Source organism: Micromonospora sp. NPDC049801 (assembly GCF_040656575.1).
In the GTDB taxonomy this organism is placed as follows: domain Bacteria; phylum Actinomycetota; class Actinomycetes; order Mycobacteriales; family Micromonosporaceae; genus Micromonospora.
This window is the reverse complement of the sequence record NZ_JBFAMS010000006.1, coordinates 332,277-356,926: the sequence shown is the minus strand read 5'-3', so window position 1 is coordinate 356,926 and position 24,650 is coordinate 332,277. Positions and strand designations below refer to the sequence as shown.

Here is a 24,650-nt window from a genome sequence, read left to right as displayed (position 1 = left end):
CGGGGCATCGACCGGCCCGACCCGACGCCGGGCGACCCAGCGCCCGACCAGACCGACGAGAAGGCAACATCGACCATCAAAGATGGATTCCCGACACATGTCAACGATCTCGTTCGATCGAGGACAAACCGCGTCAACAAAGCCGGCTCTCCACGGATCGGCCTTCATGCGGCGTAATGGTGCAGCGACACGGCGTGGCGGGGCCTGCGCGGGGTGCGGCGTGGTGGGGCCTGCTCGCGGCGGCGTGGTGTGGCGGGGCCCGCTCGCGGCGGCGTGGTGTGGTGGGCCGGCATGGCGGCGCGGCGTGGCGCGGCGGCCCAGCAACCGCCGCGCCACCAGCGCCTGTCGGCGCCGAGCCGGACCGCCCGGTCCGCCGCTCCGGGCGGCCCCGCAGCGCAGTCTCCACCCGACCGGGCGGGCCTCCCGGCGGATGGATCCCTGCGCGTACCGACGTCGTGCGCCGCGATGGCGTCGGCCGGCCCGCCCCGCCAACAGCGGCCGGCGCTCGGGTCGCCGTGGACGACCTTGATCGACGCTCATCGAGGTCCGTCGGTGGCGAAAGTATTGGTACGGCGGAACTGCGATGTCAACGTTTCTCGGAAAGTTTGCGAAAGGTCAGACGGCACGCGGGTGCCAACCAATAGCCGTCTTCGCTGGCCCTGACACTGGCCAGGAGATTGAACTCACAACCGACGTTGCAGAACCTCGTCAGGCGATCTGATTGACGCCGATAGTTCCGATGAATTTCCGGATCACCGTGATCGACGCTCGGCCTTCGGCAGCCGACGCGCCTGCGGTCCGCGCATCGCCGCAGGTGGATCGCCACTGCTCGGCACCAGGATGACCGCGCTGCGACGGCCCTGCGGCGCTATCGGAGGACTTCCGGAACTTATTGACGGCCTCGAATTTGCGCTGCGATACTCCGATCCACCGTGATCGATGCACCCGGTGTCCGTGGGGTAGCCGTCGATCTCCCACCCACCACCAACCACGTCCGGACCGTGCTCTCCTTCCACACCGGGACGGGACCGGGCCGGTAGAAGGGGCACAGATGAGCACTGTCTCCGCTGGCACGCTCGTACGGTCCAGGCCACTACGGGCGGCGCTGTCCATCCTCGTCACCGCCGCCGCGGCGTGCGCCGTCGTCGCGGCCACCGCCACCCCGTCGAACGCCGCCACCTGCAACGGCTACGTCGGCCTCACCTTCGATGACGGCCCGACCGGCAGCACCAGCGCTCTGCTGAACGTGCTGCGGGCCAACGGCGTACGGGCCACCATGTTCAACGTCGGGCAGAACGTGCAGAACAACCGGTCGGCGGCGCAGGCGCAGGTGTCCGCCGGCATGTGGGTCGGTAACCACAGCTGGAACCACGCCCACATGACGTCGATGAGTCAGTCCCAGATGCAGTCCGACCTGTCCCAGACGAGTTCGGCCATCCAGTCGGCGACCGGCGTCCGACCCCAGTTGTTCCGGCCTCCGTACGGGGAGACCAACTCCACCCTTCAGTCGGTCGCCTCCTCGCTCGGGATGCGGCAGGTGATCTGGGACGTCGACTCCCAGGACTGGAACGGCGCCAGCGTCAGCCAGATCGTGTCGAACGCCAGCCGCCTCCAGGCTGGTCAGGTCATCCTCATGCACGACGGCATCCAGAACACCCGGGACGCCATCGGGCAGATCATGGCCAACCTGACCAGCCGCAACCTCTGCCCGGGCATGATCTCGCCGTCCACCGGCCGGGCGGTCGCGCCCGACGGGGCCACCCCGCCGCCGAGCGGCACCACGCCGCCCCCCAGCGCGACGACCCCACCGCCCAGCGGCGGATCCTGCACCGCCACCGCGTCGACCCCCAACGTGTGGGGCGACCGGTACAACACCTCGGTGACGGTCAGCGGCAGCAACACCTGGACCGTGGTCATCGCCCTCACCTCGCCGCAGCGCGTCTCCACCGTCTGGAACGGCAACGCCAGCTGGGACAGCAGCGGCACGGTGATGACCGTGCGGTCCAACGGCAGCGGCAACACCTTCGGCTTCACCACGATGTTCAACGGCAACAGCAGCGCCCGACCACAGATCCGCTCCTGTAGCGCCGGCTGACACCCCGGACGCGTCCCGCGTGGCGGCCACGGCAGCGCCACGCGGGACACGTCCCCTGACCGCGGCCCACGCCGCCGCCGCGACCCCGGTCCGATCCGGAAGTGGCGGGAACCACACCGGCCGATGTCGCGACTACCAGACATGTCACTGACCGAGCTGTCCGGCACGCCGACGCCGGAGGAGTCCATCCCGGCGGAACCCCCGACCCAGCCGACCCGGCGCACCTCGCCGTTCGGTGCGCTGCTGGTCCGGCTGCACTTCTACGCCGGCATCCTCGTCGCGCCGTTCCTCGTGGTCGCCGCGCTGACCGGGCTCGCCTACACGGTCGCGCCGCAACTGGACGGCGCGCTCTACGGCGACCAGTTGACCGTGGCCGCGCGGGGTGACCGTCCACTCCCCCTCGCCGACCAGATCGCCGCCGCCCGCGCCGCGCACCCCACCGGCACCATCGCCACCGTCCAGCCCGGGGACGGCGACCGGACCACCCGGGTGGCGTTCTCCCTGCCCGAGCTCGGCGAGAAGGTGCACACCGTCTACGTCGACCCGTACACCGCCGAGGTCCGAGGTCAGCTCACCACCTGGTTCGGCTCCACGCCGGCCACCACCTGGCTGGACGACCTGCACCGCAACCTGCACCTCGGCGTGGTGGGCCGGCACTACTCGGAGCTGGCGGCGAGTTGGCTCTGGGTGCTGGCCCTCGGCGGCCTGCTCCTGTGGTGGCGACGACGCAGCGCCTCCCGGTCCGCCGCCCGGCACCTGTTCGTGCCGAACCTGTCCACCGGCAGGGGTGTCCGCCGTACCCGGGGATGGCACGCCACGACCGGCGTCTGGCTGGTCGTCGGCCTGCTGTTCCTCTCGGTGACCGGCCTGACCTGGTCCCGCTACGCCGGAGCCAACTTCGGCGCCGGCCTCGACGCCCTCGACGCCCGCTCCCCCGAGATCTCCACCAGCCTCACCGCCGTCCCCGCCGAGAGCGGCGGCGGCCACCACCATGGGGACGCCCCGGCGGAAGGGGTCGTCGACCCGGCGGCCTTCGACCGGGTCCTGACGGCTGCTCGTACGGCCGACCTCTCCGGCCCGGTCGAGATGACCCCGGCAGAGGCGGGCACCGCGTGGACCGTCACGCAGATCGACAACACCTGGCCGGTCGCGAAGGACCGGGTCGCCGTCGACCCCACCAGCGCGATGATCACCGCCCGCAGCGACTTCGCCGACTGGCCTCTCCTGGCGAAACTGAGCGGCCTCGGCACCCAGGCCCACATGGGTGTCCTCTTCGGCCCGGTCAACCAGATCCTGCTCGCCGCGCTGGCCCTCGGGCTGCTCTGCGTCGTCGTCTGGGGTTACCGCATGTGGTGGCAGCGCCGGCCGACCCGCGCCGACCGTCGCGCGCTCGTCGGCGCACCGCCGGCCCGTGGAGGCGTACGCCGGCTGCCCTGGTGGGCGGTGCTGCTCGGCGCGGCGGCGACCGTGGCGGTGGGTTGGGCCCTACCCCTGTTCGGCCTCAGCCTGCTCGCCTTCGGAGTCGTCGACGTCGTCGCGGGCGTGGTGTCCCGGCGTCGGCGTCCCGACGCCATGCCCGTCTCCCCGGCGCCGGCCGGGAGCTGACCCGTCGGACCCGAGTGGGTCGGGCCGGCCCCGGCCTCCGGGGGCCTTCAGCCTTCGGTGTCGTCGCCGCCGTTCGGAAGGGCCGCCAGGCTGCCGCGCAGGGCGGTGCGGAACTCCGCGTACCGGTCGGGGCCGAGCGCGTCGGAGAGTTGCCGTTCGATCGCCGCCACGAAGTCGTCGGACGCCTCCATGAGCCGGAGCCCCCGCTCGGTCGGCACGATCAGTTTCGCCCGGCGGTCGGCCGGGTCTGGCGTACGTCGCACGTAGCCGAGCCGTTCCAGCTCGTCGAGGATCGCGCCCATCGTCTGCTTGTTCCGCCCGGCCAGTCGCGCCAGCTCGCCGGGGCGCGTCCCCTCCGGATCCAGGTAGGCCAGGACGGCGCCATGGCGGGGTCGCACGTCGTCGAAGCCGTAATCGGCGGCGCGCGTGAAGATCTCCCGCTGGACACGCCCGGAGAGCTGCACGGCCAGGATGCCGAGGTCGGGATCCTGCTCCTTACGTGTGCTGCGCTTCATATTTTGGTCCAATCATTGGACGGTACAAGTTTTGGACTATAACGTCTCACCGGTGACCAGCGGGCCCGTCCGGGTCCGCGCGAATCCGGAGGACGACCATGACCATTCTGATCACCGGAGCGACCGGCACGGTCTCGCGGGAGGTGCTGCGCGAACTCGCCGGCAGCGAGCAGGTACGGGCGCTCGTGCGGGACCCGTCGCGAGCATCCGCGCTCGACGGCGTCGAGTACGTCGTCGGCGACCTGGACCGCCCCTCGACGCTGACGCAGGCGTTCGAGGGCGTACGCACCCTGTGGCTGCTCACTCCGATGGGCCCGATCGCGCCCAGTCAGAGTATGAACGCGGTCTGGGCCGCGCGGCAGGCCGGCGTGCAGCACATCGTCCGGCTCTCCGCGATCGGCGCCGCGCACGACGCCCCCACCCGCAACGGCCGCCTGCACGCGCTGTCCGACGCCGAGGTACAGGCGTCCGGCATCCCCTGGACGATCCTGCGACCGAGTTACTTCATGCAGAACCTGCTTGGGTCGCTGGCCGGCGAGCAGCTCTACGGACTCTTCGGCGCGGCGCGGGTCGGCCTCGTGGACGCGCGGGACATCGCCGCCGTCGGGGCCGCGATCCTCGCCGCGCCGCGGCCGCACGAGGGCATGATCTACACGCCCACCGGCCCGGAGAGCATCACCCTGGACCAGGCGGCGCAGGACATCAGCCGGACGATCGACCGCCCGGTCCGGTACCTCCCGCAGAGCCCCGAGCAGACGCGTGACGGGCTCCTCGCGGCCGGTCTGGACCAGTGGTCGGCGGAGGTCCTCACCGAGTACCGGGTCGCCTACGGCAGCGGCTGGGGCGACTTCACCAACGACCACGTCGCCCGGGTGACCGGCCGACCGCCGCGAACCTTCGCCGAGTTCGCGCACGACCACCGCGAGCGGCTCGCGGCGGCCTGAGCCGTCGCGCCGGCGCGCTGCGGCCGGCACGGCTCCGCGACCCGGACGCCGCAGCGGGGCGATGCGCTCTCCGGTGGCCGTGCCGGAGAGCGCATCAGCGGCGGCCAACGCGTCGGTGTCGCGCGAAGCACATCATCGGTTCGGCGATTTGTCCGGTTCAGCCGCTCGAACCGACAAATTGGTGGAACGATGACTGTCGTGGGAACTGCCAATACCGCCATGCCTGCCATCTCGCCCCTCGCCGGTGAGCCGATCAAGCGCGCCGACGCCGAACGGCTCGCCGGGGTGCTGAAGGCGTTCGCCGATCCGGCCCGACTGCGCCTGCTCAGCCTGATCCAGGCCGCCCCGGAGGGCGAGGCCTCGGTCACCGACCTCACCGCGCCGCTCAACCTCTCTCAGCCGACCGTGAGCCATCACCTGCGGATTCTCACCGAGGCCGGGCTGATCGAGCGGGAGAAGCGTGGGGTCTGGGCCTATTACCGCATCGTGCCCTCGGCGATCGCGGCGATAGCCGACCTGCTGACCCCGCCCCGCAAGAGGCCGACCAAAAAGACCCGCTGAGCGGTCGCCTCGTCGGCGACGGTGACGCTGGTCGTCAGCGGACGCGGGCGACCGCGCCGTTGAACGACACGTCCTGCGCGGACGGACGCGGCTGCGGCGCGTCGTCGGCGTGCCACCGCGCCACCGAGACGATGCCCGGCTCGACGAGTTCCAGCCCGTCCAACAGGGCCGCGAACTGCTCGGTGCTGCGCGCCTGGAAGCGGCCGTCGCGATTGTTGGCGGCCAACCCGGCGGTGACCGCAGGCGGCAGATGCTCCCAGGTGACGTGTGAGGCGACCACGTAGCTGCCGGACGGCAGCGCGGCGACGAGCTGATCCAGGATGCCCTTGGGGTCCTCGTCGTCGCGGACGAAGTGCAGGATGGCCACCAGCATCAACGCGACGGGCTGCGCCAGGTCCAACGTCGCGCGCAGGTCGGGATGGGCGAGGATCCCGGCCGGCGCGCGCAGGTCGGCGTCGAGGTACGCCGTCCGCCCCTCGGGCGTGCTGGACAACAGCGCGCGGGCGTGGGCGAGGACGATCGGGTCGTTGTCGACGTAGACGACACGGGCCGACGGGTCGACGGCCTGCGCGACCTCGTGGGTGTTGTCGGCGGTCGGGATGCCGGTCCCGATGTCCAGGAACTGCCGGACACCGCGCTGGGCCAGGAAGCGCACCGCGCGTTGCAGGAACATCCGATTCTCGATCGCGGCGAGCCGGATGGTGGGCATCGCCGCCGCGAGGGCGTCACCGGACGCCCGGTCGGCAGCGAAGTTGTCCTTGCCGCCCAGCAGGTAGTTGTACCTGCGCGCCGGGTGCGCGACCGAGGTGTCGATCCGGTCGGTGGCCGCCGGGTGTCCGCCGTGCGATGTCATCCGGCCTCCCCCATCGCTGCGCATCCTCCACAAGGTACACACCTCGGCGGCGAGGCGAATGCCCGCCGACGCCGCGCTCAGGAGGCGCAGCCCTCGCCCGCCTCGGCCGGCTCGACGCCGCGTACCCCGGCGAGGATGTCGGCGGCGGTGTGCGCCCGGATGCCGGACTGCGCCTCCTCGGCGAACCGGGCGACGACCGCTCGGACGTGCCGCTCGGCGGGCGCGGCGAGGCCGTCGTAGATGGCCTCGAAGAGTTCCCGCGCCGGCCGCCGGAGCCATCCGGCCGGCAGGAGGTCCAGGGGCAGCCGCGGGTCGAGGGTCGGAAAGCGGCGGAAGGTGTCCATGACCTCGGTACGCGTTCGCACGGCCGCCGCGCCGTCGACGCGCTCCGACCGCGCCTGCGGCACCAGCGGCGTCCACCGCCGAAGGAACTCCTCGTAGTGCCGGCCGATCGCCTCGATGTCCCAGGCGTCGATCGGAGAGCGCTGGGCGAGGGCGTCAAGGTCGGCCTGCCGTCCCCGGAACACCGTGACGGCCCCCCGGGTGAACCGGGCGATCTGGGCTCTGCCCTGCGGGCTCAGCTCGTACGGCGAGATCCACAGCCCGTCGTACAGGGGCGCGTACCCGAGCCAGCGGAGTTGGCCGCGCAGGGCCCGCCGCTGCGCGCCACGGTCCTGGGGCAGGGAGAAGGCGACGATGGTCCAGCAGCCGTCCCACGCGACCACCTCGGTGGTCGCGGCCAGGATCCAACTCCCGCCGCTGGACAGGTTCGCGGCGGCGGCCCGGCTGAGCCGGTAGGAGCTGCGTCGACCCTCCCGGCTGCCCTCCAGCACACCGCGCCGGGCCAACCGGCTGATCGCGGCACGCGCGCCGGCCGTACTCACACCGGACTCGGCGAGCAGCGCGACGAGGGCTGCGGACGGAACCCGCGCCCGGGTCCGCAGCGTGTAGTCGGCCAGCAGGGTCACCGCGAGGTCCTGCGGGGAGCTGCCGGCCTGCCGCCGGGGCAGTCGCGGCGGCTCGTCCCCGTCGTCGGGATAGATCTCCTCGATCGGGAAGGGGTTTGCCACAGGCGCTCCCGGCTCGGCTCAGGGACGGTGCACCGACTGTAGACGCCGCCACCCGGGCGGCGGCGTCGGCACCAACGCCATTCGATCGAGGTGCATCGATTGACACTTCAGCGACCGCGAGGAACACTATCTGCTACGCGACGCCGTACGCAGCCGGGCACAGGGCGAGCACACGTAGTGGGCGAGGCGCGATCACCACGGGAGTCGGGCGCACCCGTGACCGCACAGCGCGCGACCCCACACCCACCCCGCACAGGTGATCGAAGGAGCCATCCCCGTGAAAATCCGAAGGAAACTGCTGCTCGGCCTGGTCACGTCACTGGTGGCGGCCGGCCTGGTGGCCCCCGCGCTCCAACCCGCGTACGCCGCCTCCCTCACCGAGGTGACCACGTTCGGCGACAACCCGGGCCGGATGCGCATGCACGTCTACGTGCCGGACACCCGCCCGACCAGGCCGGCGATCGTCGTGGCCATGCACGGCTGCGGCGGGTCGGGCCCCGGCTTCTACTCCGGGAGCGAGTTCGCCGCCCAGGCCGACCGGTACGGGTTCATCGTGATCTACCCGTCGGCGACCCAGCAGGCCGGCTTCGGCAACTGCTTCGACACCTGGTCGGACGCCGCCAAGCGCCGTGGCGGTGGCAGCGACCCCGTGTCGATCATCTCGATGATCCGCTACGCGCAGCAGCAGTACGGCGGCGACCCCGACCGGGTGTACGCCACCGGCAGCTCGTCCGGCGGCATGATGACCAACCACATGCTGGCCCTCTACCCTGACGTCTTCAAGGCCGGCGCGGCGTTCATGGGTGTCCCCTACAACTGCTTCGCCAACGCGGCCGACTACCCGCCGGGCAGCAGCCAGTGCACCGGCGGGAACATGAACCGGACCCCGCAGCAGTGGGGTGACGCGGTGCGCGGGGCGTACCCCGGCTACACCGGCCCCCGCCCACGGGTGCAGTTGTGGCACGGCACCAGCGACACGCTCGTTCCGTTCTCGCTGCTGCAGGAGACGATCGAGCAGTGGACCAACGTGTTCGGGCTCAGCCAGACACCCACCTCCACCGACACGCCGCAGACCAACTGGAACCGCCGCCGGTACGCCGACGCCAGCGGGACCGTCCAGGTCGAGGCGTACAGCATCCAGGGCGCGGGGCACAGCCTGCCGGCCGGTGGCATGGCCGCCGCCGCCGTCGCGTTCTTCGGCCTGACCGCCCCGCCGAACCCGACGACCCCGCCGCCCAACCCGACGACCCCGCCGCCGAACCCGACCACCCCGCCGCCCAACCCGACCACCCCGCCGCCGAACCCGACCACCCCGCCGCCGAGTTCGGGCGCGTGCCGGGTGGGCGTCGCGATCAACGCCTGGAACAACGGGCTGACCGAGAACATCACCATCACCAACACCGGAACCAGCGCCGTCAACGGCTGGTCGCTCGTCTTCACCCTGCCCGGCGGGCAGAGCATCACCTCGGGCTGGAACGCGACCTACTCGCCCACGTCCGGCCAGGTGACAGCCCGCAACGCCGCCTACAACGCCAGCATCCCGCCGAACGGATCGTTAACCATCGGCTTCCAGGCCACGCACACCGGCAACACCGCCCGGCCAGGTGCGTTCACCCTCAACGGCGCGACCTGCGCGATCGCCTGACCGACAGCGAGCCGTTCCGACCAGATCGAGCGGGCCCCGTCGCCCACGGCGGCGGGGCCGGCCCGATTCAGTTCCCGGACGGCACCTGGTCGACGACCTCGTCGTAGCCGACCGCGCCGGGCGCCGCCGTCGGCGCGTAGATCACGCGGAGCACGCCCGTCGGGAACACCTCGGTCGCGGTAACCCGCAGGTGGTACGGCGTGTCGCCGTCGTCGAAGAGCCGGCGCCCCTTGCGGGCCGCCACCGGGTGTACCAGCAGACGCAGCTCGTCGACCAGCCCGGCGGCGAGGAGCTGCTGGACGACCGAGATCGACCCGGGGATGAGGATGCCCTTGATCCCGGGGTCGGCCTTGAGCGCGGCGACGGCCTCGGGGAGATCGCCGGCGACGAGCTCCGAGTTGCGCCACGCGAAGTCCACCGGCTGGCGGGAGACGACGACCTTACGGACGTCACCGAGCTGCTTGGCGAACCCGGCGTCCTCGCCGCCGGCGGCCTCCCGGTCGGGCCAGGCCCCGGCGAAGCTGTCGTAGGTCACCCGGCCGATCAGCAGCACGTCGGACGTGTCGTAGTCCTCGGTGACGGCGCGACCCATGTTCTCGTCGAAGTACGGGAAGTGCCAGTCCGGGTCGATCTCGGCCACGCCGTCGGCCGAGATGAACAGCGTGGAGATGACCTTCGCCATCGCGGTGCTCCTTCACGTGAGGTGCTGTCGGGCTCATAGACGGGCACAGCATCGCAAACTCGTACGACGGTTACCGCCCTCTGCGGCCGGAAAACGCGGACGAGCCCCAGCCACCGGTCCCCGGGGCTCACCGGCCGTCAGGGCAAAGAAGGCGGCGCCGGGTCACATCCTCCACGGGGAATGGAGATCCCAGGGCGGGCGGTGCGGCTATCACGGAGCCTCGACGATGGGCTTACGGAACGGGCCCCAGCCGACGAACCGGTCGAACAGGGCGCGCGGGCTCGGCCCGTCGTGCGGGTTCAGGTGGTACAGGTCGCGCATCGCCTCGTACAGCAGCCCGGCCAGGTAGATCGACAGGCTCGGCATTGAGTTTTCGTACTCGGCCTTCAACATGAGCCGCGCCGTCGCGCACGGCCACGGCTGACCGTCGGCGCGGCACGCCCAGTGCGGCCGTAACGGCGTGTGCGGCGGGCCCTGGCGGTGCTGACGCGGACGGTCCGCGACCGGTCCCCGCTCAGGGACGGAAACCTGCGTAGATATCACTTCCGACCCCCGCTCGCCCGGAACTCCTGCGCCGGGGTCAGGTGACCTATTCGCCCGATCTCGTCCAAGCGGAACGCCTCGGTGTGCGACGTGACCCAGGCCGGAAGTCGCGGGGCAGGCCGCGGGGCAGGGCCACGCACAGACAATTTCGGAGCGGGTTCGCTGCGCCGGAACGTGAAGCGCACGGTGCCTCCTTCGCGCTTTCGTCGGAGGGGGCCGCCCCCGTGTTTACTCGCCGGACAGGGGCGGCCCCGGGTACGAACGCGTCCGCCGGGTTCGGGTCCTCCACCGGCCGCGCCGTCTGGTGACACTCTGTTCCGTGACCGCCTAGTGTCGGAAGGTGTTCGACCACGTTGGAGAGACCCCGACGGTCAACGATTGCCCTGGTGAGGGGACTTGGGGGGCGCGAGGGCTGGAGGTGGGGAGGAGTTGGGGACATGAGCATGACCGCAGCCGAAATCCTGCTTGACGAGTTGCGTCACGCCCGAATGGCACGGGGACTGAATCAAGACGACTTCGGCAGACTCATCAGCTACTCCGGCACCCATGTGAGCGCCGTTGAGACCGGCACTCGCCCGCCGACCAGTGACTACGCGACGGCAATCGACAGGGCGCTGACGACCGGTGGCATGTTCGCGAGGCTGGTAGAGCGGCTGGCGGCGCTCGACACGGCCCCGGTCTGGCTCCGCGAATGGATCAAGTTCGAGGAACAAGCTCGGGCGTTGCGTTGGTACGAACCGGCCTTCGTGCCGGGCCTGTTACAAACCGAGGCGTACGCACGGGCGACGCTTCAAGCGAGCGGATTGCTGACCACCGAGCAGATATCGCAGCGGGTACGGTCGCGAATGGAGCGGCAAGCAATCCTCACCCGCGACGATCCTCCCCACGTAATGATCGTGCTCGACGTCGCGGTGCTGCGCCGGACGGTGGACGACGACCGCACGCTGATGCGGGAACAGGTCGAGCACCTCGCGGCGGTCGCCGACCTTCCGCACGTCCACATTCATGTCGTGCCGGACGACGCAGGGCTCTACCCTGGCCTACAGGGCGGGTTCATCATCGCCACGATGCCGGATGGCTCTGTCGTCGGGCACACGGACTACCAGGTGCGGTCTCAGACCGTCAGCGGCACGGCCGAGATTGTTACGCTTCAAAAGACGTGGGAAGCGATCCTCCGCGACGCCCTCCCGCGCAGATCCTCCCGAGACGTGATCAAGGAAACGGCGAAGACATGGACATGACCCACGCCCGTTGGCGTAAGTCGACGAAGTCCGGGACGAACGGCGGCAACTGCGTGGAGGTCTCCGACAACCTGCCCGGCGTCGTTGGCGTCCGGGACTCGAAGGACCAGGCAGGTCCCGCACTGGTCTTCAGCCCGACGGCTTGGCGGGCGTTCGTCGACATGGCGAAGACTCACCCCGCGACCTGACCAGTACTACGCAGAGGCCACCGGTCCGCTGCGGGTTCTAGCGATCCCCGCAACTCCCTGAATTCTAGGGAGTTGCGGGGATCGTGGGTTTTGCGGACTTGGCGGTGGATTCGCCACGCGAGGCCCTGCGGCGCGGAACGCGGACGAGCCCCGGCCGATCGGCCGGGGCTCGTCGGGTCAAGCGGGATCAGGCGATGTCGAACCGGTCGAGCTCCATGACCTTCGTCCAGGCGGCCACGAAGTCACGCACGAACTTCTCGCGCGCGTCCTGGCTGGCGTAGACCTCGGCGAGGGCGCGCAGCTGGGAGTTCGAGCCGAAGATGAGGTCGACCGCGGTGGCGGTCCACTTCACCTCGTCGGTGGCCAGGTCGCGGATCTCGTACACGTGCTCGTCGGTCTCCGACGCCTTCCACCGGGTGCCCGGGGAGAGCAGGTTGGCGAAGAAGTCACCGGTGAGCACGCCCGGCCGGTCGGTGAGGACGCCGTGCGACGCGCCTCCGACGTTGTTCCCGAGGGCGCGCAGGCCGCCGACGAGGACGGTCATCTCCGGCGCGCTCAGGTTCAGCATGTAGGCGCGGTCGATGAGCAGCACCTCCGGCTGGGTCTTCTCGCCGGCGCGCAGGTAGTTACGGAAACCGTCCGCGCGCGGCTCGAGGACCCGGAAGGAGTCGACGTCGGTCTGCTCCTGGGTGGCGTCGGTGCGGCCCGGCCGGAACGGCACGGTCACCTCGACGCCCCCGTCGCGCGCCGCCTTCTCGACGGCGGCCGAACCGGCCAGCACGATCAGGTCGGCGAGCGAGATCTTCGCCCCACCGGCGGCGTTGAACTCCTGCTGGATGCCCTCCAGCGCGCTCAGCACCGTCGCGAGCTGCTCGGGTTGGTTGACCTCCCAGTTGCGCTGCGGCTCCAGGCGGATGCGCGCGCCGTTGGCGCCACCGCGCTTGTCGGTGTTGCGGAAGCTCGCGGCGGAGGCCCAGGCGGTGGAGACGAGCTGCTCGACCGTGAGGCCCGAGTCGAGGACCTTCGCCTTGAGAGCGGCGATGTCGGCGTCACCCACCAGCGCGTGGTCGACGGCCGGCACCGGGTCCTGCCACAGCTGCGGCTCGGCGACCCACGGCCCGAGGAAGCGCTCGATCGGACCCATGTCGCGGTGCAGCAGCTTGTACCAGGCCTTGGCGAAGGCCAGCGCGAACTGGTCGGGGTTCTCCAGGAAACGGCGCGAGATCTTCTCGTACGCCGGGTCGACGCGCAGCGACAGGTCGGTCGTGAGCATCGTCGGCCGGTACTTCTTCGACGGGTCGAACGGGTCCGGGATGATCTCCTCGGCGTCCTTCGCGACCCACTGCTTCGCGCCACCCGGGCTGGTGGTCAGCTCCCACTCGTAGCCGAACAGGATCTCGAAGAAGCGGTTGCTCCACTGCGTCGGCACGTCGGTCCAGGTCACCTCGAGACCGCTGGTGATCGTGTCGCTGCCCTTGCCGCTGCCGTGGGTGCTCAGCCAGCCGAGGCCCTGCGCCTCGATCGGGGCGCCCTCGGGCTCCGGGCCCACGTGGTTGTCCGCGACACCGGCGCCGTGGGTCTTGCCGAAGGTGTGGCCACCGGCGATGAGGGCGACGGTCTCCTCGTCGTTCATCGCCATCCGGCCGAAGGTCTCCCGGATGAAGTGCGCCGCAGCGGCCGGGTCCGCGTTGCCGCGGGGGCCCTCCGGGTTGACGTAGATGAGGCCCATCTCGGTCGAGCCGACGCCGGCCGCCATCTCCTTCTCGGAGGCGTAGCGCTCGTCGCCGAGCCAGGTGTCCTCCGGGCCCCAGAAGATCTCCTCGGGCTCCCACACGTCCTCACGACCGAAGCCGAAGCCGAAGGTCTTGAACCCCATCGACTCCAGGGCCACGTTACCGGCGAGCACCAGCAGGTCCGCCCAGGAGATCTGCTGGCCGTACTTCTGCTTGACCGGCCACAGCAGGCGGCGGGCCTTGTCCAGGTTGGCGTTGTCCGGCCAGCTGTTGAGCGGGGCGAACCGCTGACCACCGTCACCGGCGCCGCCACGGCCGTCCTCGATGCGGTAGGTGCCCGCGGCGTGCCAGCTCATGCGGATCATCAGGCCGCCGTAGTGGCCGAAGTCGGCCGGCCACCAGTCCTGCGAGGTGGTGAGGACCTCGGTGATGTCCCGCTTGAGGGCCTCGACGTCGAGCTTGGCGAACTCCTTGGCGTAGCTGAAGTCCGGCCCGAGCGGGTTGCCCTTGTGCGAGTGGGCGTGCAGCACCGAGAGGTCGAGCTGGTTCGGCCACCAGTCCCGGTTGGTGCGCGGACGACCACCGGTCTTCGGGGTCGGCGAGTCGATCGCCGGGTTCTCGCTCTCGCTGCCCTGGGCGGTCACCGAGTCGTGCGCGACCGGGCAACCGGCCGCAGCCTTCTGGTCCACGCCCTGCGCGCTGGTGGGGACGTTGTCCTGGGTGTCGCTCATGTACTTCCTTCCGAACTGGCGGATCGCTGGGAGATGCGGTCGGCCGCGCAACCGGGGCAGGTGCCCCAGTAGACGACCTCCGCCTCGTCGACCACGAAGCCGTGGTCGTTCGAGGCGGTGAGACAGGGTGCGTGGCCGACGGCGCACTCGACGTCGGCGATGGCGCCGCAGGAGCGGCACACGACGTGGTGGTGGTTGTCCCCCACCCGTGACTCGTAGCGGGCGGTCGCGCGGGCCGGCTGGATGCGCCGCACCAGACCCGCGTCGGTGAGCGCGCGCAGCACGTCGTACACCGCCTGGTGGGAGATGGTGGGGTGGTCCGCCCGGACCAGCGCGATCACCGTGTCGGTGTCGACGTGGGGGTGATCCCGCAGCACCGCGAGCACGGCCAGCCGGGGTCGCGTCACTCGTAACGAGACCCCTCTCAGCTGCGCTTCGAGGTCGGACATCACGCGCTGCACACTAGCTCACTTTTTTGGAACGGATCAAGTTTTCCCCGATCCCGCGCCTCGGCGTGCCGCCCGAGGGTCCGGAAAGTCTCCGGAAGTTCCGGCCGCTATTCGTCGGATGTTGTCCGGCGATCGATCGGTCACCACCCTCGCCGTCGCCACCCCTGATCGATTACTGACCTCGGAAGATGCGCACCCTTTCGAGCATGGCGACGCGCTGGTCGCCGCCGCAGACCTTCCGGAAAATGTTGACAAGTGGACGACCGGCTCAATACCGTCCCCATCGACGACACTCAATTGCCGTCACCACCCGCGCCGCGACTGCCGCCTCCGGTCGTCGTGCGGGACAACCGGTCTACCACCACCACGCGGTACGACTCCGTGGCCGACAGTCCGCCGGGTCGCACCGCACCGCTGGCCCCGTGCCAGCCGTGACGAGGAGGAAACACCTACATGATCGACACCGACCACACTCCCACCGCAGCACCGCGGCGCGGCCGGATACGGCTGCTCCTCGGCGCCGCCTGTGCGGTCGTCCTGGCCGTCACGGGCACGGTCGCGGTCACGGCCACCAGCGCGTACGCCGAGGCCGACCGGACGCTCACCTCGAGCCTGACCGGCACGCACAACGGCTACTACTTCTCCTTCTGGAAGGACGGCGGCAACGCCAGCATGACGCTGCGCGAGAACGGCCGGTACTCCAGCAGCTGGGACCGGAGCACCAACAACTGGGTCGGCGGCAAGGGCTGGGCCACCGGCTCGCGGCGGACGGTCAGCTACTCGGCCAACTACAACCCGGGGAACAACAACACCTACCTCGCCCTGTACGGGTGGACGCGCAACCCGCTCATCGAGTACTACGTGGTGGAGAACTTCGGTAGCTACAACCCGAGCAACGGCGCCCAGCGGCTGGGCACGGTCACCACTGACGGCGGCACCTACGACATCCTGCGCAGCCAGCGGGTCAACGCCCCGTCGATCGACGGCAACCAGACGTTCTACCAGTACTGGAGCGTCCGTCAGAACAAGCGCTCGAGTGGCACCATCACCACGGCCAACCACTTCGACGCCTGGGCCCGCGCCGGCCTGAACCTCGGCACCAACCACGCGTACCAGATCATGGCGACCGAGGGCTACCAGAGCGCCGGCAGCTCCGACGTCACCGTGTCCGAGGGCAGCGGCGGCAACCCGACCTCGGGGCCGACCTCCGGGCCCACCACCGGCAACCCGGGTGGCGGCAACTGCAACGCGACGCTCTCCGCCGGCCAGCAGTGGGGTGACCGGTTCAACCTGAACGTCGCGGTCAGCGGCACCAACAACTGGATCGTCAGCCTCAACCTCAACGGCGGTCAGTCCATCCAGAACAGTTGGAACGCGTCCGTCAGCGGCACCAGCGGGACGGTGACCGCCCGACCGAACGGCAACGGCAACAACTTCGGGATCACGATCATGGCCAACGGCAACTGGACCTGGCCGACGATCAGCTGTCGCACGAGCTGACCCGCACCACCGCACCACGTACCGGCCCCCGCCGCCACGCGACGGGGGCCGGGCCCTGCCCGGGTCCTCACGAGTACACGAGGTGCAGCATCATCCCGGCGTCGGCGTGCCCCAGGTTGTGGCAGTGGTTGGCCCACATCCCCGGGTTGTCGGCCCGGAACGCCACCTCCCACACCTCACCGGGCCGGACGTCGAACGAGTCCAACCAGAGTGGGCTTCCGGTGGCCGGCCGCCGGTCGCGGGACAGCACGAGCACGTGATGGCCGTGCAGATGCCACGGGTGCACGGTCTGCGACCGGTTGACGATCGTGAACCGGACGACGTCGCCGGGGTGGACGACCTGCGGCGGGATGTCCGGATCGGCCGCGCCGTTGACGGTGTGGGCGTAGCGCGGAAGCAGTCCACGCAGGTCGAGACCGCGATCGAGGACGAGCGTGAACGTCCGGTCGAACCGGGACCAGGGCGTCGGGACCGGCCGGCCGTAGCTGAGCGGGTCCAGTACGGGCCACCTGTCGGTCGCCGTCGACTGCGCGCCGGTCGAGTAGACCCGACGTCCGTCGACGTACAACGCCACCGGTGTGGCCGGGGCACTGAACACCAGGTCGTAGCGACCTCCGGCCGGGATCAGCACGGCGGTGTCCCGCAGCGGCGTCGGCCCGCCCAGGTCGTAGCCGTCGATCGCGGCGACCCGGAAGTCGGTTCCGGCCAGCGCGTAGCGGTGCGTGGTGCTGTCCGTGTTGATCAACCGCAGCCGGACCGGAACGCCGGCCTCGACCTGCTCCACCCGCGCGTCCGGTAGCGGACGCCCCCCGAGGGTGTGCACCGGCACCGTCACGTCGAGGCCGCTCGTCGGCCCGGGACGCACCACGAGGACGCCGTAGAGGCCCATCCGCACACCGACGTCGGACACCGAGTGGGTGTGGTACCAGTACGTGCCGGCCTGGTCGGCCCGGAACCGGTAGACGAACTCCTGGCCCGGCAGCACCGCCGGCTGCGTCACCCCGGGGACCCCGTCCTGGCTGTTCGGCACGTCGTACCCGTGCCAGTGCAGGGTGACACCCCGGCCGATGTCCCGGTTGCGCAGCGTCACCTGCACGACGTCGCCGACGGTGGCGGTCAGCTCCGGCCCGGGTACCTGCCCGTCGAACGCCCACGCCGCGACGTCGTGGCCACCGACGCGCACCGTGGCGGTACCGGCCGTCAGGGTGAACCGCCGGGTGGGCTCGTCGGAGATCCGGGCCTGCGGGTACCGGTGATCATGCGGTGCGGCGGGCGCCGGGCCCGGGGTGACGGCCAACCCGGTGCCGGCCAGCAGCGCCGCCACCGCCACCGCCACAGCCGCCCGGGACACCGCCCGGGACGGGCGCGCGTCGAGCAGACGCCACGAGAGGGCCGTCGCCGCGACGACCCCGGCGACCGCGAGCAGCCCCACCGACGCCGACACCGGGTAGCCGTGCAGGACCGTGACGAGCAGGGCGGCGCTCAGGGCGTACCCCGCGAAGAGGAGCGGCAGCGCGACGGACCGGATGTCGCCCGCGGCCCGCAGCAGCCGCGGCCCGGCGACGGCGACCGCCGCGAGCGACAGCGGCGCGGCGACGACGACCTTCTCCGCGGCGAACCACCAGCCGACGCGCGCGAGCGCGAGCACGGTCGTCGCGCGGGCGAGCGTGGCGAGCAGCGCGACGGTGGCCAGCGCGAGCGCCAGCGGCCGCCGCCGGGCGGCCGCCGCGACCCCGCCACCCAGCCAGCCGGCGGCGGCCAGGACCGCCAGCAGGAGGTCCGCCGCGAGCAGCGAGGCGGTGGTCATGCCGGCTCCCCCTGGGGTACGACCACCGGCGCGTCACCCGATGGCGTCGCGGCGGCCAGCCGGCGCGCTCCCCGCATGACGCCGACCACGACGTGCACCGCGACGATGCCGTTGACCGCGTGCAGCCCGCCGATGACCAGGCCGAACGGCGTGCTGACGCCGACGGCGTCGGTGCCGGCGTTGGCGAGCATGGCGAGCAGCGCCTGCACGACGACCAGGCCCAGCGGCAGGACCGCCAGCCCGACGAGCCGACCGGGCGCCCTGGCCAGCGCCGCGAACAGGACGGTGAGCAGGGTGAGGACGGGGATGACCGCCATGCCGTTGACGCTGTGCAGGGCGTACGCGCCGTCCTCGGCGGGCTTGGTGAACGCGCCGACGGCGGCGAAGACGAACTGGAGGGCGAACGCGGTGAGGAGCGCGCCGCTGCTGATGACGAAGGCCTTTCGCATGCTGGGCTCCTTAGAGCTGCGCCGAGGTCAACGCCTGGGCGACGTGGTCGGTGGCGGTGATCGCGCCGTACGCGACGATCCGGACGAGGTCGGCGTCGGCGGGGTGCGACAGCCGCCAGAGGGCGACGTCGCCCGGGCTGACCGCGCTGGGCGAGAACGCCGCCAGCAACGCGATCCGCGTTCCGACCCGGTCCCGGCCGGGCACGTCCCGGACCAGGTCGACGGCCCAGTCCGCGGGCCGGGTCGGGAACCGCCCGTCCTCCCAGCGCACGGTGGCCGTCACGGTCTGGCGGGCGACGTCACCCAGCAGCTCGCCGCCCCGGGTGGCGGCGTCCCGCAACGACGCGTACGCGACCCCGACCGGGCTGTCCCCCGCCCAGGCCGGCGGCGGGGTCGTACCGGTGGGCAGCAGCCCGAGGCTGCGTCCGGGCGCCTTCGGTTCCCGAGCGGATCTGGCGTACAGCCGGCCACCGACCGACCGCACCAGCGGGGCGCGTTGCAGGCCGCCGGGGAGCAGGTCGGGGTCGAGCAGCGCCGAGACGACCCGGTTGACGAAATGGAACGCGAGCAGGGTGCCGGTGACCTCGGGGCCGTACGGGCTGGTCCAGTCGCCGGTGCGGGGGCTGCGACTGGCCCGGGCCCAGCGGTCGAGTTCGGCGTGCCTCTGGTCGGCGGGTGTCTCGCCCCGGGCGACGACCTCGGCCAACCCGTGTTCGCCCAGGGCGTGCAGCAGCAGCACGTGGGCGTCGAGGCAGAACTGACAGCCGTTGGCCCGGGACACCACCGCCGCGACGAGTTCGCGGTCGACCCGGGACGTGTCGCCGGCGAGCAGGGCCTCGCGCATCAGCGACCAGGTCGCGGCCAGCACCTCGGGCACGGCCGAGAGCGCCTGAAAGGTGGGCAGCGGTCCGAGGAAGTCCTCGCGTAGCTGCTGGTAGACCTCCGCGGTGCGGCCGGTGGCCGCCCTCGTGGGTACGGGGGTGAAGAAGCGGTATGTCATGCGGTCGATGCTCGTGGCGACGGCCGCCAAAGACGTCGTGCCGGCGCAGACACTTCGCGCCGCCGGGATACCACGACCGTGGTACGCCGGATCTACCGCGCGCGCGGGATGCTCCACCAACGACGGCCGTTCTACAGTGCGACCATGCGCCGCGACCTGCCGTACGTCCTCAGCGGCCTCGCCCTCGGCGGTCTCCTGCTCGGCAACGCCGCGCTCGCACCGGACGCCGCGACGGTCGGGGCGCTCGACGTCGCTCTGGTCCTCGTCATGGCAGCGGCGCTCGGGGTGTGCCGGCGGCATCCGGTGCTCGCGCTGGGCGTGGTGACCGTCGCCATGCTGGCCCTGCACGTCCGGGTGCACTCGGGGGTGTCGGCCGCCTTCCCCGTCCTCGGCGTGGTCTACGTGACCGCCTGGCGGGGGCACCGGGCGGCGGCCGCCGTGGCCAGCGTCGTCTTCCTCGGTGGCTTTCTGGCCCACGACGTCTCGGTGGCCCCGGTCGACCGTCCCAACCAGTTGATCGCCGAGCGGACGGCCCTGCTGCTGGGATGGTTCGTGGCGGCGAACGTCGCCGGGCTGGTCGGCCGGCAACGCCGCGCCTACCTGGAGCAGGTCGAGCAGCGGGCCGTCGAGGCCGAACGCACCCGCGAGGAGATGGCGTTGCGGCGGGCCGGCGAAGAGCGGCTGCGCATCGCCCGCGACCTGCACGACTCCCTGACGCACAGCATCTCGGTGATCAAGGTGCAGGCCGGGATCGCCGTGCACCTGGCCCGCAAGCAGGGCGACGAGCCCTCGGCCACGCTACTGGCGATCCAGGAGGCCAGCGCCGCCGCGATGCGCGAACTGCGCACCACCCTCGACGTCCTGCGCGCGCCCGACGACGACCGTGTCGGGCTGGCCCGCGTCGACGAACTCGCCGAACGGACCCGTGCGGTCGGCGTGCCGGTCCAGGTGACCGTCACCGGCCGGCCACGGCGTCTGCCGGACGAGGTCGACCAGGCCGGTTACCGGGTCGTCCAGGAGGCCCTGACCAACGTGGCCCGTCACGCCGGTGCCGCGACCGCACGCGTGCACGTCGAGTACGCGCCGGCCGGACTGACCGTCGCGGTGAGCGACGACGGGCAGGCGTCGCCGGCCCGTCCCCCGACGCCGGGGGTGGGACTGCGCGGGATGCGTGAGCGGGTCACCGGACTGGGCGGCACCCTGCTGGCCGCCGCCAACGACGACCAGGGGTTCACGGTGCGGGCCACGTTCCCGCTGGACGAGCCGGCATGACCGGACGGTCGCACCGATGATCCGGGTCCTGCTCGCCGACGACCAGGCGCTGATGCGGGCCGGCTTCCGGGCCCTGCTGGCCGCCGAGGACGACCTGGAGGTCGTGGGCGAGGCCACCGACGGCGCCTCGGCCGTGCAGCTCGCCCGACGTCTCCGCCCGGACGTCGTGTTGATGGACGTGCAGATGCCCGGCCTCGACGGGATCGAGGCGACCCGGCGCATCGCCGCCGATCCGGACCTCGCCGCCACCCGCGTGCTCATCCTCACCAACTACGGGCTCGACTCGTACGTCTTCGCCGCCCTGCGCGCGGGCGCGAGCGGTTTCCTCCTCAAGGACGCCGATCCCGCCGACCTGTTGCAGGCCGTCGCCGTCGTGGCCGGTGGCGACGCGCTGCTCGCGCCGGCCGTGACCCGCACGCTGATCAGCGAGTTCGCGGCCGGGCCACCGCCGGCCGTGCCGACGGCCGGTCGGGATGTGCTGACCGCCCGGGAGCAGGAGATCGTCGAGCTGGTGGCGCGAGGGCTGACCAACGACGAAATCGCCCAGCGCATGGTGATCAGCCCGTTGACCGCCAAGACGCACGTGAACCGGGCCATGACGAAGCTGCACTGCCGGGACCGCGCCCAGCTGGTCGTGTGGGCGTACGAGTCGGGACTTGTCACGCCGCGCCGCCGGTGACCGTGCCGTCACCGGCGGCGCGACGCGAGCTGAGTGTCAGGACCCGATCGCGATGGCGAAGACGTGCATCGTCGGCACGTTCGCCGCCGCCCGTGCGCTGATGTTGGGCAGCACGACCTGGGTCACCGCCTTGTTCTGCAGCGCGACGCCCACGTAGTAGACGCACGCCGCCGTGGCCTGTCGGCCGTTGTTGGGCCGGTTCTGGTACGCGGACACGATGGCGGCGGTCGCGCCGGACACCGGGCCGCCGTACCAGTCGGGCGTGCTCAGGGTGAACGTCTGGCGGGTCCCGTCCGCGTACACCACCGTGCCGGTCCCCGAGACCGCGCCGTAGGTGCCGGTAATCAGGAAGCCGAGCGTGCTGCCGGTGCCGCTGATACCGAGGGTCTGACCCGAGGCGATGGCGTTGTCGGCCGTGCCGGGACTGACGTTGGGCCAGCGGAAGTTCACCCCGTTGCGGCTCACCGTGCCGCCCGGGCTCGCGCCGGCCTGCGCCAGGGCCTGCGCCGACAGGGTGGCCCCGTTGCCGTCGAAGTTGCCGACGTTGGTGTTGCTGTCGTTGGTGATGCCCGCGTTGGTAAAGCTCTGCTCCAACGTCGGCGTGGTGGCGCCCGTGCTGGTGACCCGGTAGGTGCGCCCGGCCTGCACGGTGACCTCGACCAGGTCGGACTCGACCCGGGTGACCCGGGGCGACGTGCCGTCGGCGGTGTCGACGACGCTGACGGTGCCGGTCAGGAACCGCGACCGCAGGCGGACGGTGCCGGCGCGGTCGGGTCGCACCAGCACCTCGGTGGCGGCGCCGCTGGCCCAGGTGATGCTGACCGTGTGCCCACCGCGACCCCGCAGGCCGGTCACCCGGCCGCTGGGCCAGGCCGGCGGCAGCGCGGGCAGGATGTGCAGCTCACCGATGTGGCTCTGGAGCAGCATCTCGGCGATGCCGGCGGTGGCGCCGAAGTTGCCGTCGATCTGGAAGGGCGGGTGCAGGTCGAACATGTTCGGGGCGAGCCGGGCGGTGGTGGCGAGGTAGCGGATCAGGTCGTGAGCCCGCTTGCCCTCCTCCATCCGCGCCCAGAAGTTGATTTTCCAGGCCAGCGACCAGCCGGTGCCGTCGTCGCCGCGCAGCGCCAGGGTCCGCCGGGCGGCCTCGAACAACTGTGGGGTGCCGCGCTTGGTGATCTGGTTGCTGGGGGCCAGCCCGTACAGGTGCGAGATGTGCCGGTGGTTGGGCTCGGTCTCCACCCAGTCGTAGAGCCACTCCATGATGTTGCCGCGCGAGCCGACCTTCATCGGTGGAAGGCGGTCCCGGGTGGCGCGTACCTGCGCCCGGAAGGTGCTGTCCACGTCGAGGATCTCGCTCGCGCGGGCGACGCCGTCGAAGAGGTCCCGCAGGATCTGGTTGTCCATCGTGGGACCGGCGCAGACGCTGGCGTTCGAGTGGTGGCTGAGTTCCGGTGAGTTCGACGGGTTGGTCACCAGGTAACCGAGGGTCGGCTCGGTCACCAGGGTGTTGAGGAAGAACTGCGCCGCGCCCTTCATGGCCGGGTAGTTCGTCCGCAGGAACTCGATGTCGCCGTTGAACTGGTAGTGGTCCCAGATCAACGTGGACAGCCACGCGCCGCCGGTCTGCCACATGCCCCAGAACGCGCCGTCCACGACCGCGGTGGCCCGCCACGCGTCGGTGTTGTGGTGGGTGACCCAGCCACTGGCGGAGCCGTACTGCACCTGGGCGGTGCGCGCGCCGGTGACGGCGAGTTCCCGGACCATGTCGAAGACCGGGTTGTGGCACTCGGCCAGGTTGGTCGTGTTGGCCGGCCAGTAGTTCATCGGCAGGTTGGCGTTGATCGTGTACTTCGAGTCCCAGGAGGGGGTCAGCGAGTCGTTCCAGATGCCCTGCAGGTTCGCCGGCTGGGTACCGGGCCGCGACGACGAGATCAGCAGGTACCGCCCGAACTGGAACAGCAGCGCGGAGAACTGCGGGTCGTTGACGCTGTTGTGCTGGGCGATGCGTACGTCGGTCGTCTGGTCGGCGGCGGAGGTGCGGCCCAGGTCGAGGGTCACCCGTCCGAACAGCGCCTGGTAGTCGGCGACGTGCCGGGTGCGCAACTGGTCGTAGCTGTAGGCGCGCGCCGCGCTGAGGCGCTGCCGGGCGATGCCCCCGTAGTCGCCACCGACGTTGCGGTAGTTGACGTAGCTGGAGCCGATCGAGATCAGCAGGACGACGCTGGTGGCGTTGGTGACCCGCAGGGTGCCGCCCGAGCTGGACACGCTGCCGCCGGTGACGGTGGCGTTGGCCAGGGCGAGGAAGCGGACCTGCCCGGTGACGCCCTCCATGCTCCCGGAGATGCCGTCGAGGCCGATCGTCGTGCCGTCCGGACTGGACACCGTCGTCCGCTGCGGGCTGTCGAAGGTGGCGGTGAAGCTGATCGAGGTGGCGCGGTCGGCCGTCAGCCGCATCGCGATGACCTGGTCCGGCGCGCTGGCGAAGACCTCACGCTGGTAGCGGATGCCGTTCAGGACGTACGAGGTCGTGGCCGTCGCGGTGGTGAGGTCGAGCGTGCGGTTGTGCTGGGACGCTCCGCTGGCCGACCCGAAGGCGAGCCGGAGGTTGCCGACGGTCTGGTACGCCAACTGCCCGCCGGGGTTGCCCATCATGGTCTGGTTGATCAGGTCCTGGGCCTGGGTCCACTGGTTGGCGTTGACCAGCCGCCGGATCTCCGGCAGGGCCGCCGCGCCCCGGGTGTTGCTGGGGTCGTGCGGGCCGCCGGCCCAGACGGTGTCCTCGTTGAGCTGAAGTCGCTCGGTGTCGACGTTGCCGAACACCATGGCGCCGAGCCGGCCGTTGCCGATCGGTAGGGCCCGCAGCCAGTCCGTCCCGGCGCCCTCGTCGTACCAGAGGGCGAGGTCGTTGGCCGCGAGCACCTGCGGCGGCGCGACGGAGTCGGCGTTGGCGGTCGCCGTCCACGGCAGCGGCAGCAGGGCGCCACCCGCGCCGGCCGCACCGATCTTGAGGGCCTGCCGCCGGGTCAGGTCTGACATCGATCCTCCAAACGGTGACCGATGTGGCCACCCAAGCGCGACAACGACGACC

General features: G+C 71.3%; 21 protein-coding genes. 10 read left to right on the top strand and 11 right to left on the bottom strand.

All coding sequences use genetic code 11. The annotated features are described in order from the left end of the window. The first annotated feature begins 1,051 nt into the window (after positions 1 to 1,051). Positions 1,052 to 2,095, top strand: a complete 1,044-nt coding sequence (locus AB0I89_RS14325; protein ID WP_357125589.1) for a polysaccharide deacetylase family protein — start codon at positions 1,052 to 1,054, stop codon at positions 2,093 to 2,095. A 141-nt stretch (positions 2,096 to 2,236) separates the two neighbouring features. Continuing rightward, positions 2,237 to 3,700, top strand: a complete 1,464-nt coding sequence (locus AB0I89_RS14320; protein ID WP_357125586.1) for a PepSY domain-containing protein — start codon at positions 2,237 to 2,239, stop codon at positions 3,698 to 3,700. 47 nt (positions 3,701 to 3,747) lie between these two features. Here AB0I89_RS14320 and AB0I89_RS14315 read toward each other — a convergent pair whose 3' ends face one another. After that, complete coding sequence (locus tag AB0I89_RS14315) at positions 3,748 to 4,215, bottom strand: MarR family transcriptional regulator (RefSeq protein WP_357125583.1); 468 nt, start codon at positions 4,213 to 4,215, stop codon at positions 3,748 to 3,750. Between the two features lie 98 nt (positions 4,216 to 4,313). Here AB0I89_RS14315 and AB0I89_RS14310 point away from each other — a divergent pair, with 98 nt between their 5' ends. Beyond that, positions 4,314 to 5,159: an SDR family oxidoreductase gene (locus AB0I89_RS14310; protein ID WP_357125580.1), complete on the top strand. Its 846-nt coding sequence runs from the start codon at positions 4,314 to 4,316 to the stop codon at positions 5,157 to 5,159. A gap of 219 nt (positions 5,160 to 5,378) precedes the next feature. After that, positions 5,379 to 5,720: a metalloregulator ArsR/SmtB family transcription factor gene (locus AB0I89_RS14305; protein WP_355240301.1), complete on the top strand. Its 342-nt coding sequence runs from the start codon at positions 5,379 to 5,381 to the stop codon at positions 5,718 to 5,720. A gap of 34 nt (positions 5,721 to 5,754) precedes the next feature. Here the strand turns inward: AB0I89_RS14305 and AB0I89_RS14300 are convergent, their stop codons facing one another. Continuing rightward, positions 5,755 to 6,573: an SAM-dependent methyltransferase gene (locus tag AB0I89_RS14300; RefSeq protein ID WP_357125577.1), complete on the bottom strand. Its 819-nt coding sequence runs from the start codon at positions 6,571 to 6,573 to the stop codon at positions 5,755 to 5,757. A 77-nt stretch (positions 6,574 to 6,650) separates the two neighbouring features. Further along, positions 6,651 to 7,643, bottom strand: a complete 993-nt coding sequence (locus AB0I89_RS14295; RefSeq protein ID WP_357125574.1) for a PaaX family transcriptional regulator C-terminal domain-containing protein — start codon at positions 7,641 to 7,643, stop codon at positions 6,651 to 6,653. A 277-nt stretch (positions 7,644 to 7,920) separates the two neighbouring features. Between AB0I89_RS14295 and AB0I89_RS14290 the strand changes: the two genes are divergently transcribed. Further along, on the top strand, positions 7,921 to 9,288 hold the full coding sequence (locus AB0I89_RS14290) for a PHB depolymerase family esterase (protein WP_357125571.1): 1,368 nt from the start codon (positions 7,921 to 7,923) through the stop codon (positions 9,286 to 9,288). A 67-nt stretch (positions 9,289 to 9,355) separates the two neighbouring features. Here AB0I89_RS14290 and AB0I89_RS14285 read toward each other — a convergent pair whose 3' ends face one another. Together AB0I89_RS14285 and AB0I89_RS14280 are read right to left on the bottom strand one after the other, a co-directional pair. Then, complete coding sequence (locus AB0I89_RS14285) at positions 9,356 to 9,970, bottom strand: dihydrofolate reductase family protein (protein WP_357125568.1); 615 nt, start codon at positions 9,968 to 9,970, stop codon at positions 9,356 to 9,358. Positions 9,971 to 10,180: 210 nt separating this feature from the next. Further along, positions 10,181 to 10,510 carry a hypothetical protein gene (locus AB0I89_RS14280; RefSeq protein ID WP_357125717.1) on the bottom strand — a complete coding sequence of 110 codons (330 nt, stop codon included), beginning with the start codon at positions 10,508 to 10,510 and terminating at the stop codon, positions 10,181 to 10,183. 440 nt (positions 10,511 to 10,950) lie between these two features. Between AB0I89_RS14280 and AB0I89_RS14275 the strand changes: the two genes are divergently transcribed. Together AB0I89_RS14275 and AB0I89_RS14270 are read left to right on the top strand one after the other, a co-directional pair. Beyond that, entirely contained in the window at positions 10,951 to 11,754 is an 804-nt protein-coding gene (locus AB0I89_RS14275) for a helix-turn-helix transcriptional regulator (RefSeq protein ID WP_357125565.1), read from the top strand. Further along, a complete protein-coding gene (locus AB0I89_RS14270; protein WP_357125562.1) occupies positions 11,745 to 11,942 on the top strand; it encodes a DUF397 domain-containing protein in 198 nt (65 codons plus the stop codon). The genes AB0I89_RS14275 and AB0I89_RS14270 overlap by 10 nt, the downstream gene beginning before the upstream one ends. A 187-nt stretch (positions 11,943 to 12,129) precedes the next feature. Here AB0I89_RS14270 and katG read toward each other — a convergent pair whose 3' ends face one another. Next, positions 12,130 to 14,406: a catalase/peroxidase HPI gene (katG, locus tag AB0I89_RS14265; RefSeq protein WP_357125559.1), complete on the bottom strand. Its 2,277-nt coding sequence runs from the start codon at positions 14,404 to 14,406 to the stop codon at positions 12,130 to 12,132. Continuing rightward, positions 14,403 to 14,858: a Fur family transcriptional regulator gene (locus AB0I89_RS14260; protein WP_357125556.1), complete on the bottom strand. Its 456-nt coding sequence runs from the start codon at positions 14,856 to 14,858 to the stop codon at positions 14,403 to 14,405. Before AB0I89_RS14260 ends, katG begins: the two co-directional genes overlap by 4 nt. Positions 14,859 to 15,308: 450 nt before the next feature. Between AB0I89_RS14260 and AB0I89_RS14255 the strand changes: the two genes are divergently transcribed. Continuing rightward, on the top strand, positions 15,309 to 16,355 hold the full coding sequence (locus AB0I89_RS14255; RefSeq protein ID WP_357125553.1) for a glycoside hydrolase family 11 protein: 1,047 nt from the start codon (positions 15,309 to 15,311) through the stop codon (positions 16,353 to 16,355). Positions 16,356 to 16,422: 67 nt separating this feature from the next. On the opposite strand, the gene AB0I89_RS14250 is transcribed toward AB0I89_RS14255, so the two are convergent. From AB0I89_RS14250 to AB0I89_RS14240, 3 genes are read right to left on the bottom strand one after another with little or no spacing between them, the layout of a single operon-like run. Continuing rightward, positions 16,423 to 18,162, bottom strand: a complete 1,740-nt coding sequence (locus AB0I89_RS14250; protein WP_357125550.1) for a multicopper oxidase family protein — start codon at positions 18,160 to 18,162, stop codon at positions 16,423 to 16,425. Continuing rightward, positions 18,159 to 18,611, bottom strand: coding sequence for a DUF6220 domain-containing protein (locus AB0I89_RS14245; RefSeq protein WP_357125547.1), 453 nt, complete (start codon positions 18,609 to 18,611; stop codon positions 18,159 to 18,161). Before AB0I89_RS14245 ends, AB0I89_RS14250 begins: the two co-directional genes overlap by 4 nt. Positions 18,612 to 18,621: 10 nt before the next feature. Then, positions 18,622 to 19,611, bottom strand: coding sequence for a carboxymuconolactone decarboxylase family protein (locus AB0I89_RS14240; RefSeq protein ID WP_357125544.1), 990 nt, complete (start codon positions 19,609 to 19,611; stop codon positions 18,622 to 18,624). Positions 19,612 to 19,755: 144 nt separating this feature from the next. Between AB0I89_RS14240 and AB0I89_RS14235 the strand changes: the two genes are divergently transcribed. Next, complete coding sequence (locus AB0I89_RS14235; protein WP_357125541.1) at positions 19,756 to 20,883, top strand: sensor histidine kinase; 1,128 nt, start codon at positions 19,756 to 19,758, stop codon at positions 20,881 to 20,883. 16 nt (positions 20,884 to 20,899) lie between these two features. Then, entirely contained in the window at positions 20,900 to 21,562 is a 663-nt protein-coding gene (locus AB0I89_RS14230; RefSeq protein ID WP_357125538.1) for a response regulator transcription factor, read from the top strand. Between the two features lie 36 nt (positions 21,563 to 21,598). Here AB0I89_RS14230 and AB0I89_RS14225 read toward each other — a convergent pair whose 3' ends face one another. Next, positions 21,599 to 24,598 carry a glycoside hydrolase family 95 protein gene (locus tag AB0I89_RS14225; RefSeq protein WP_357125535.1) on the bottom strand — a complete coding sequence of 1,000 codons (3,000 nt, stop codon included), beginning with the start codon at positions 24,596 to 24,598 and terminating at the stop codon, positions 21,599 to 21,601. Between the last annotated feature and the right edge of the window lie 52 nt (positions 24,599 to 24,650).

Excerpts from the sequence above, each read along its gene's own strand:
- AB0I89_RS14325 (WP_357125589.1), top strand. The coding sequence starts at position 1,052 with ATGAGCACTGTCTCCGCTGGCACGCTCGTACGGTCCAGGCCACTACGG.
- AB0I89_RS14320 (WP_357125586.1), top strand. The coding sequence starts at position 2,237 with ATGTCACTGACCGAGCTGTCCGGCACGCCGACGCCGGAGGAGTCCATC.
- AB0I89_RS14315 (WP_357125583.1), bottom strand. The coding sequence starts at position 4,215 with ATGAAGCGCAGCACACGTAAGGAGCAGGATCCCGACCTCGGCATCCTG.
- AB0I89_RS14310 (WP_357125580.1), top strand. The coding sequence starts at position 4,314 with ATGACCATTCTGATCACCGGAGCGACCGGCACGGTCTCGCGGGAGGTG.
- AB0I89_RS14305 (WP_355240301.1), top strand. The coding sequence starts at position 5,379 with ATGCCTGCCATCTCGCCCCTCGCCGGTGAGCCGATCAAGCGCGCCGAC.
- AB0I89_RS14300 (WP_357125577.1), bottom strand. The coding sequence starts at position 6,573 with ATGACATCGCACGGCGGACACCCGGCGGCCACCGACCGGATCGACACC.
- AB0I89_RS14285 (WP_357125568.1), bottom strand. The coding sequence starts at position 9,970 with ATGGCGAAGGTCATCTCCACGCTGTTCATCTCGGCCGACGGCGTGGCC.
- AB0I89_RS14275 (WP_357125565.1), top strand. The coding sequence starts at position 10,951 with ATGAGCATGACCGCAGCCGAAATCCTGCTTGACGAGTTGCGTCACGCC.
- AB0I89_RS14270 (WP_357125562.1), top strand. The coding sequence starts at position 11,745 with ATGGACATGACCCACGCCCGTTGGCGTAAGTCGACGAAGTCCGGGACG.
- katG (WP_357125559.1), bottom strand. The coding sequence starts at position 14,406 with ATGAGCGACACCCAGGACAACGTCCCCACCAGCGCGCAGGGCGTGGAC.
- AB0I89_RS14255 (WP_357125553.1), top strand. The coding sequence starts at position 15,309 with ATGATCGACACCGACCACACTCCCACCGCAGCACCGCGGCGCGGCCGG.
- AB0I89_RS14250 (WP_357125550.1), bottom strand. The coding sequence starts at position 18,162 with ATGACCACCGCCTCGCTGCTCGCGGCGGACCTCCTGCTGGCGGTCCTG.
- AB0I89_RS14245 (WP_357125547.1), bottom strand. The coding sequence starts at position 18,611 with ATGCGAAAGGCCTTCGTCATCAGCAGCGGCGCGCTCCTCACCGCGTTC.
- AB0I89_RS14240 (WP_357125544.1), bottom strand. The coding sequence starts at position 19,611 with ATGACATACCGCTTCTTCACCCCCGTACCCACGAGGGCGGCCACCGGC.
- AB0I89_RS14235 (WP_357125541.1), top strand. The coding sequence starts at position 19,756 with ATGCGCCGCGACCTGCCGTACGTCCTCAGCGGCCTCGCCCTCGGCGGT.
- AB0I89_RS14230 (WP_357125538.1), top strand. The coding sequence starts at position 20,900 with ATGATCCGGGTCCTGCTCGCCGACGACCAGGCGCTGATGCGGGCCGGC.
- AB0I89_RS14225 (WP_357125535.1), bottom strand. The coding sequence starts at position 24,598 with ATGTCAGACCTGACCCGGCGGCAGGCCCTCAAGATCGGTGCGGCCGGC.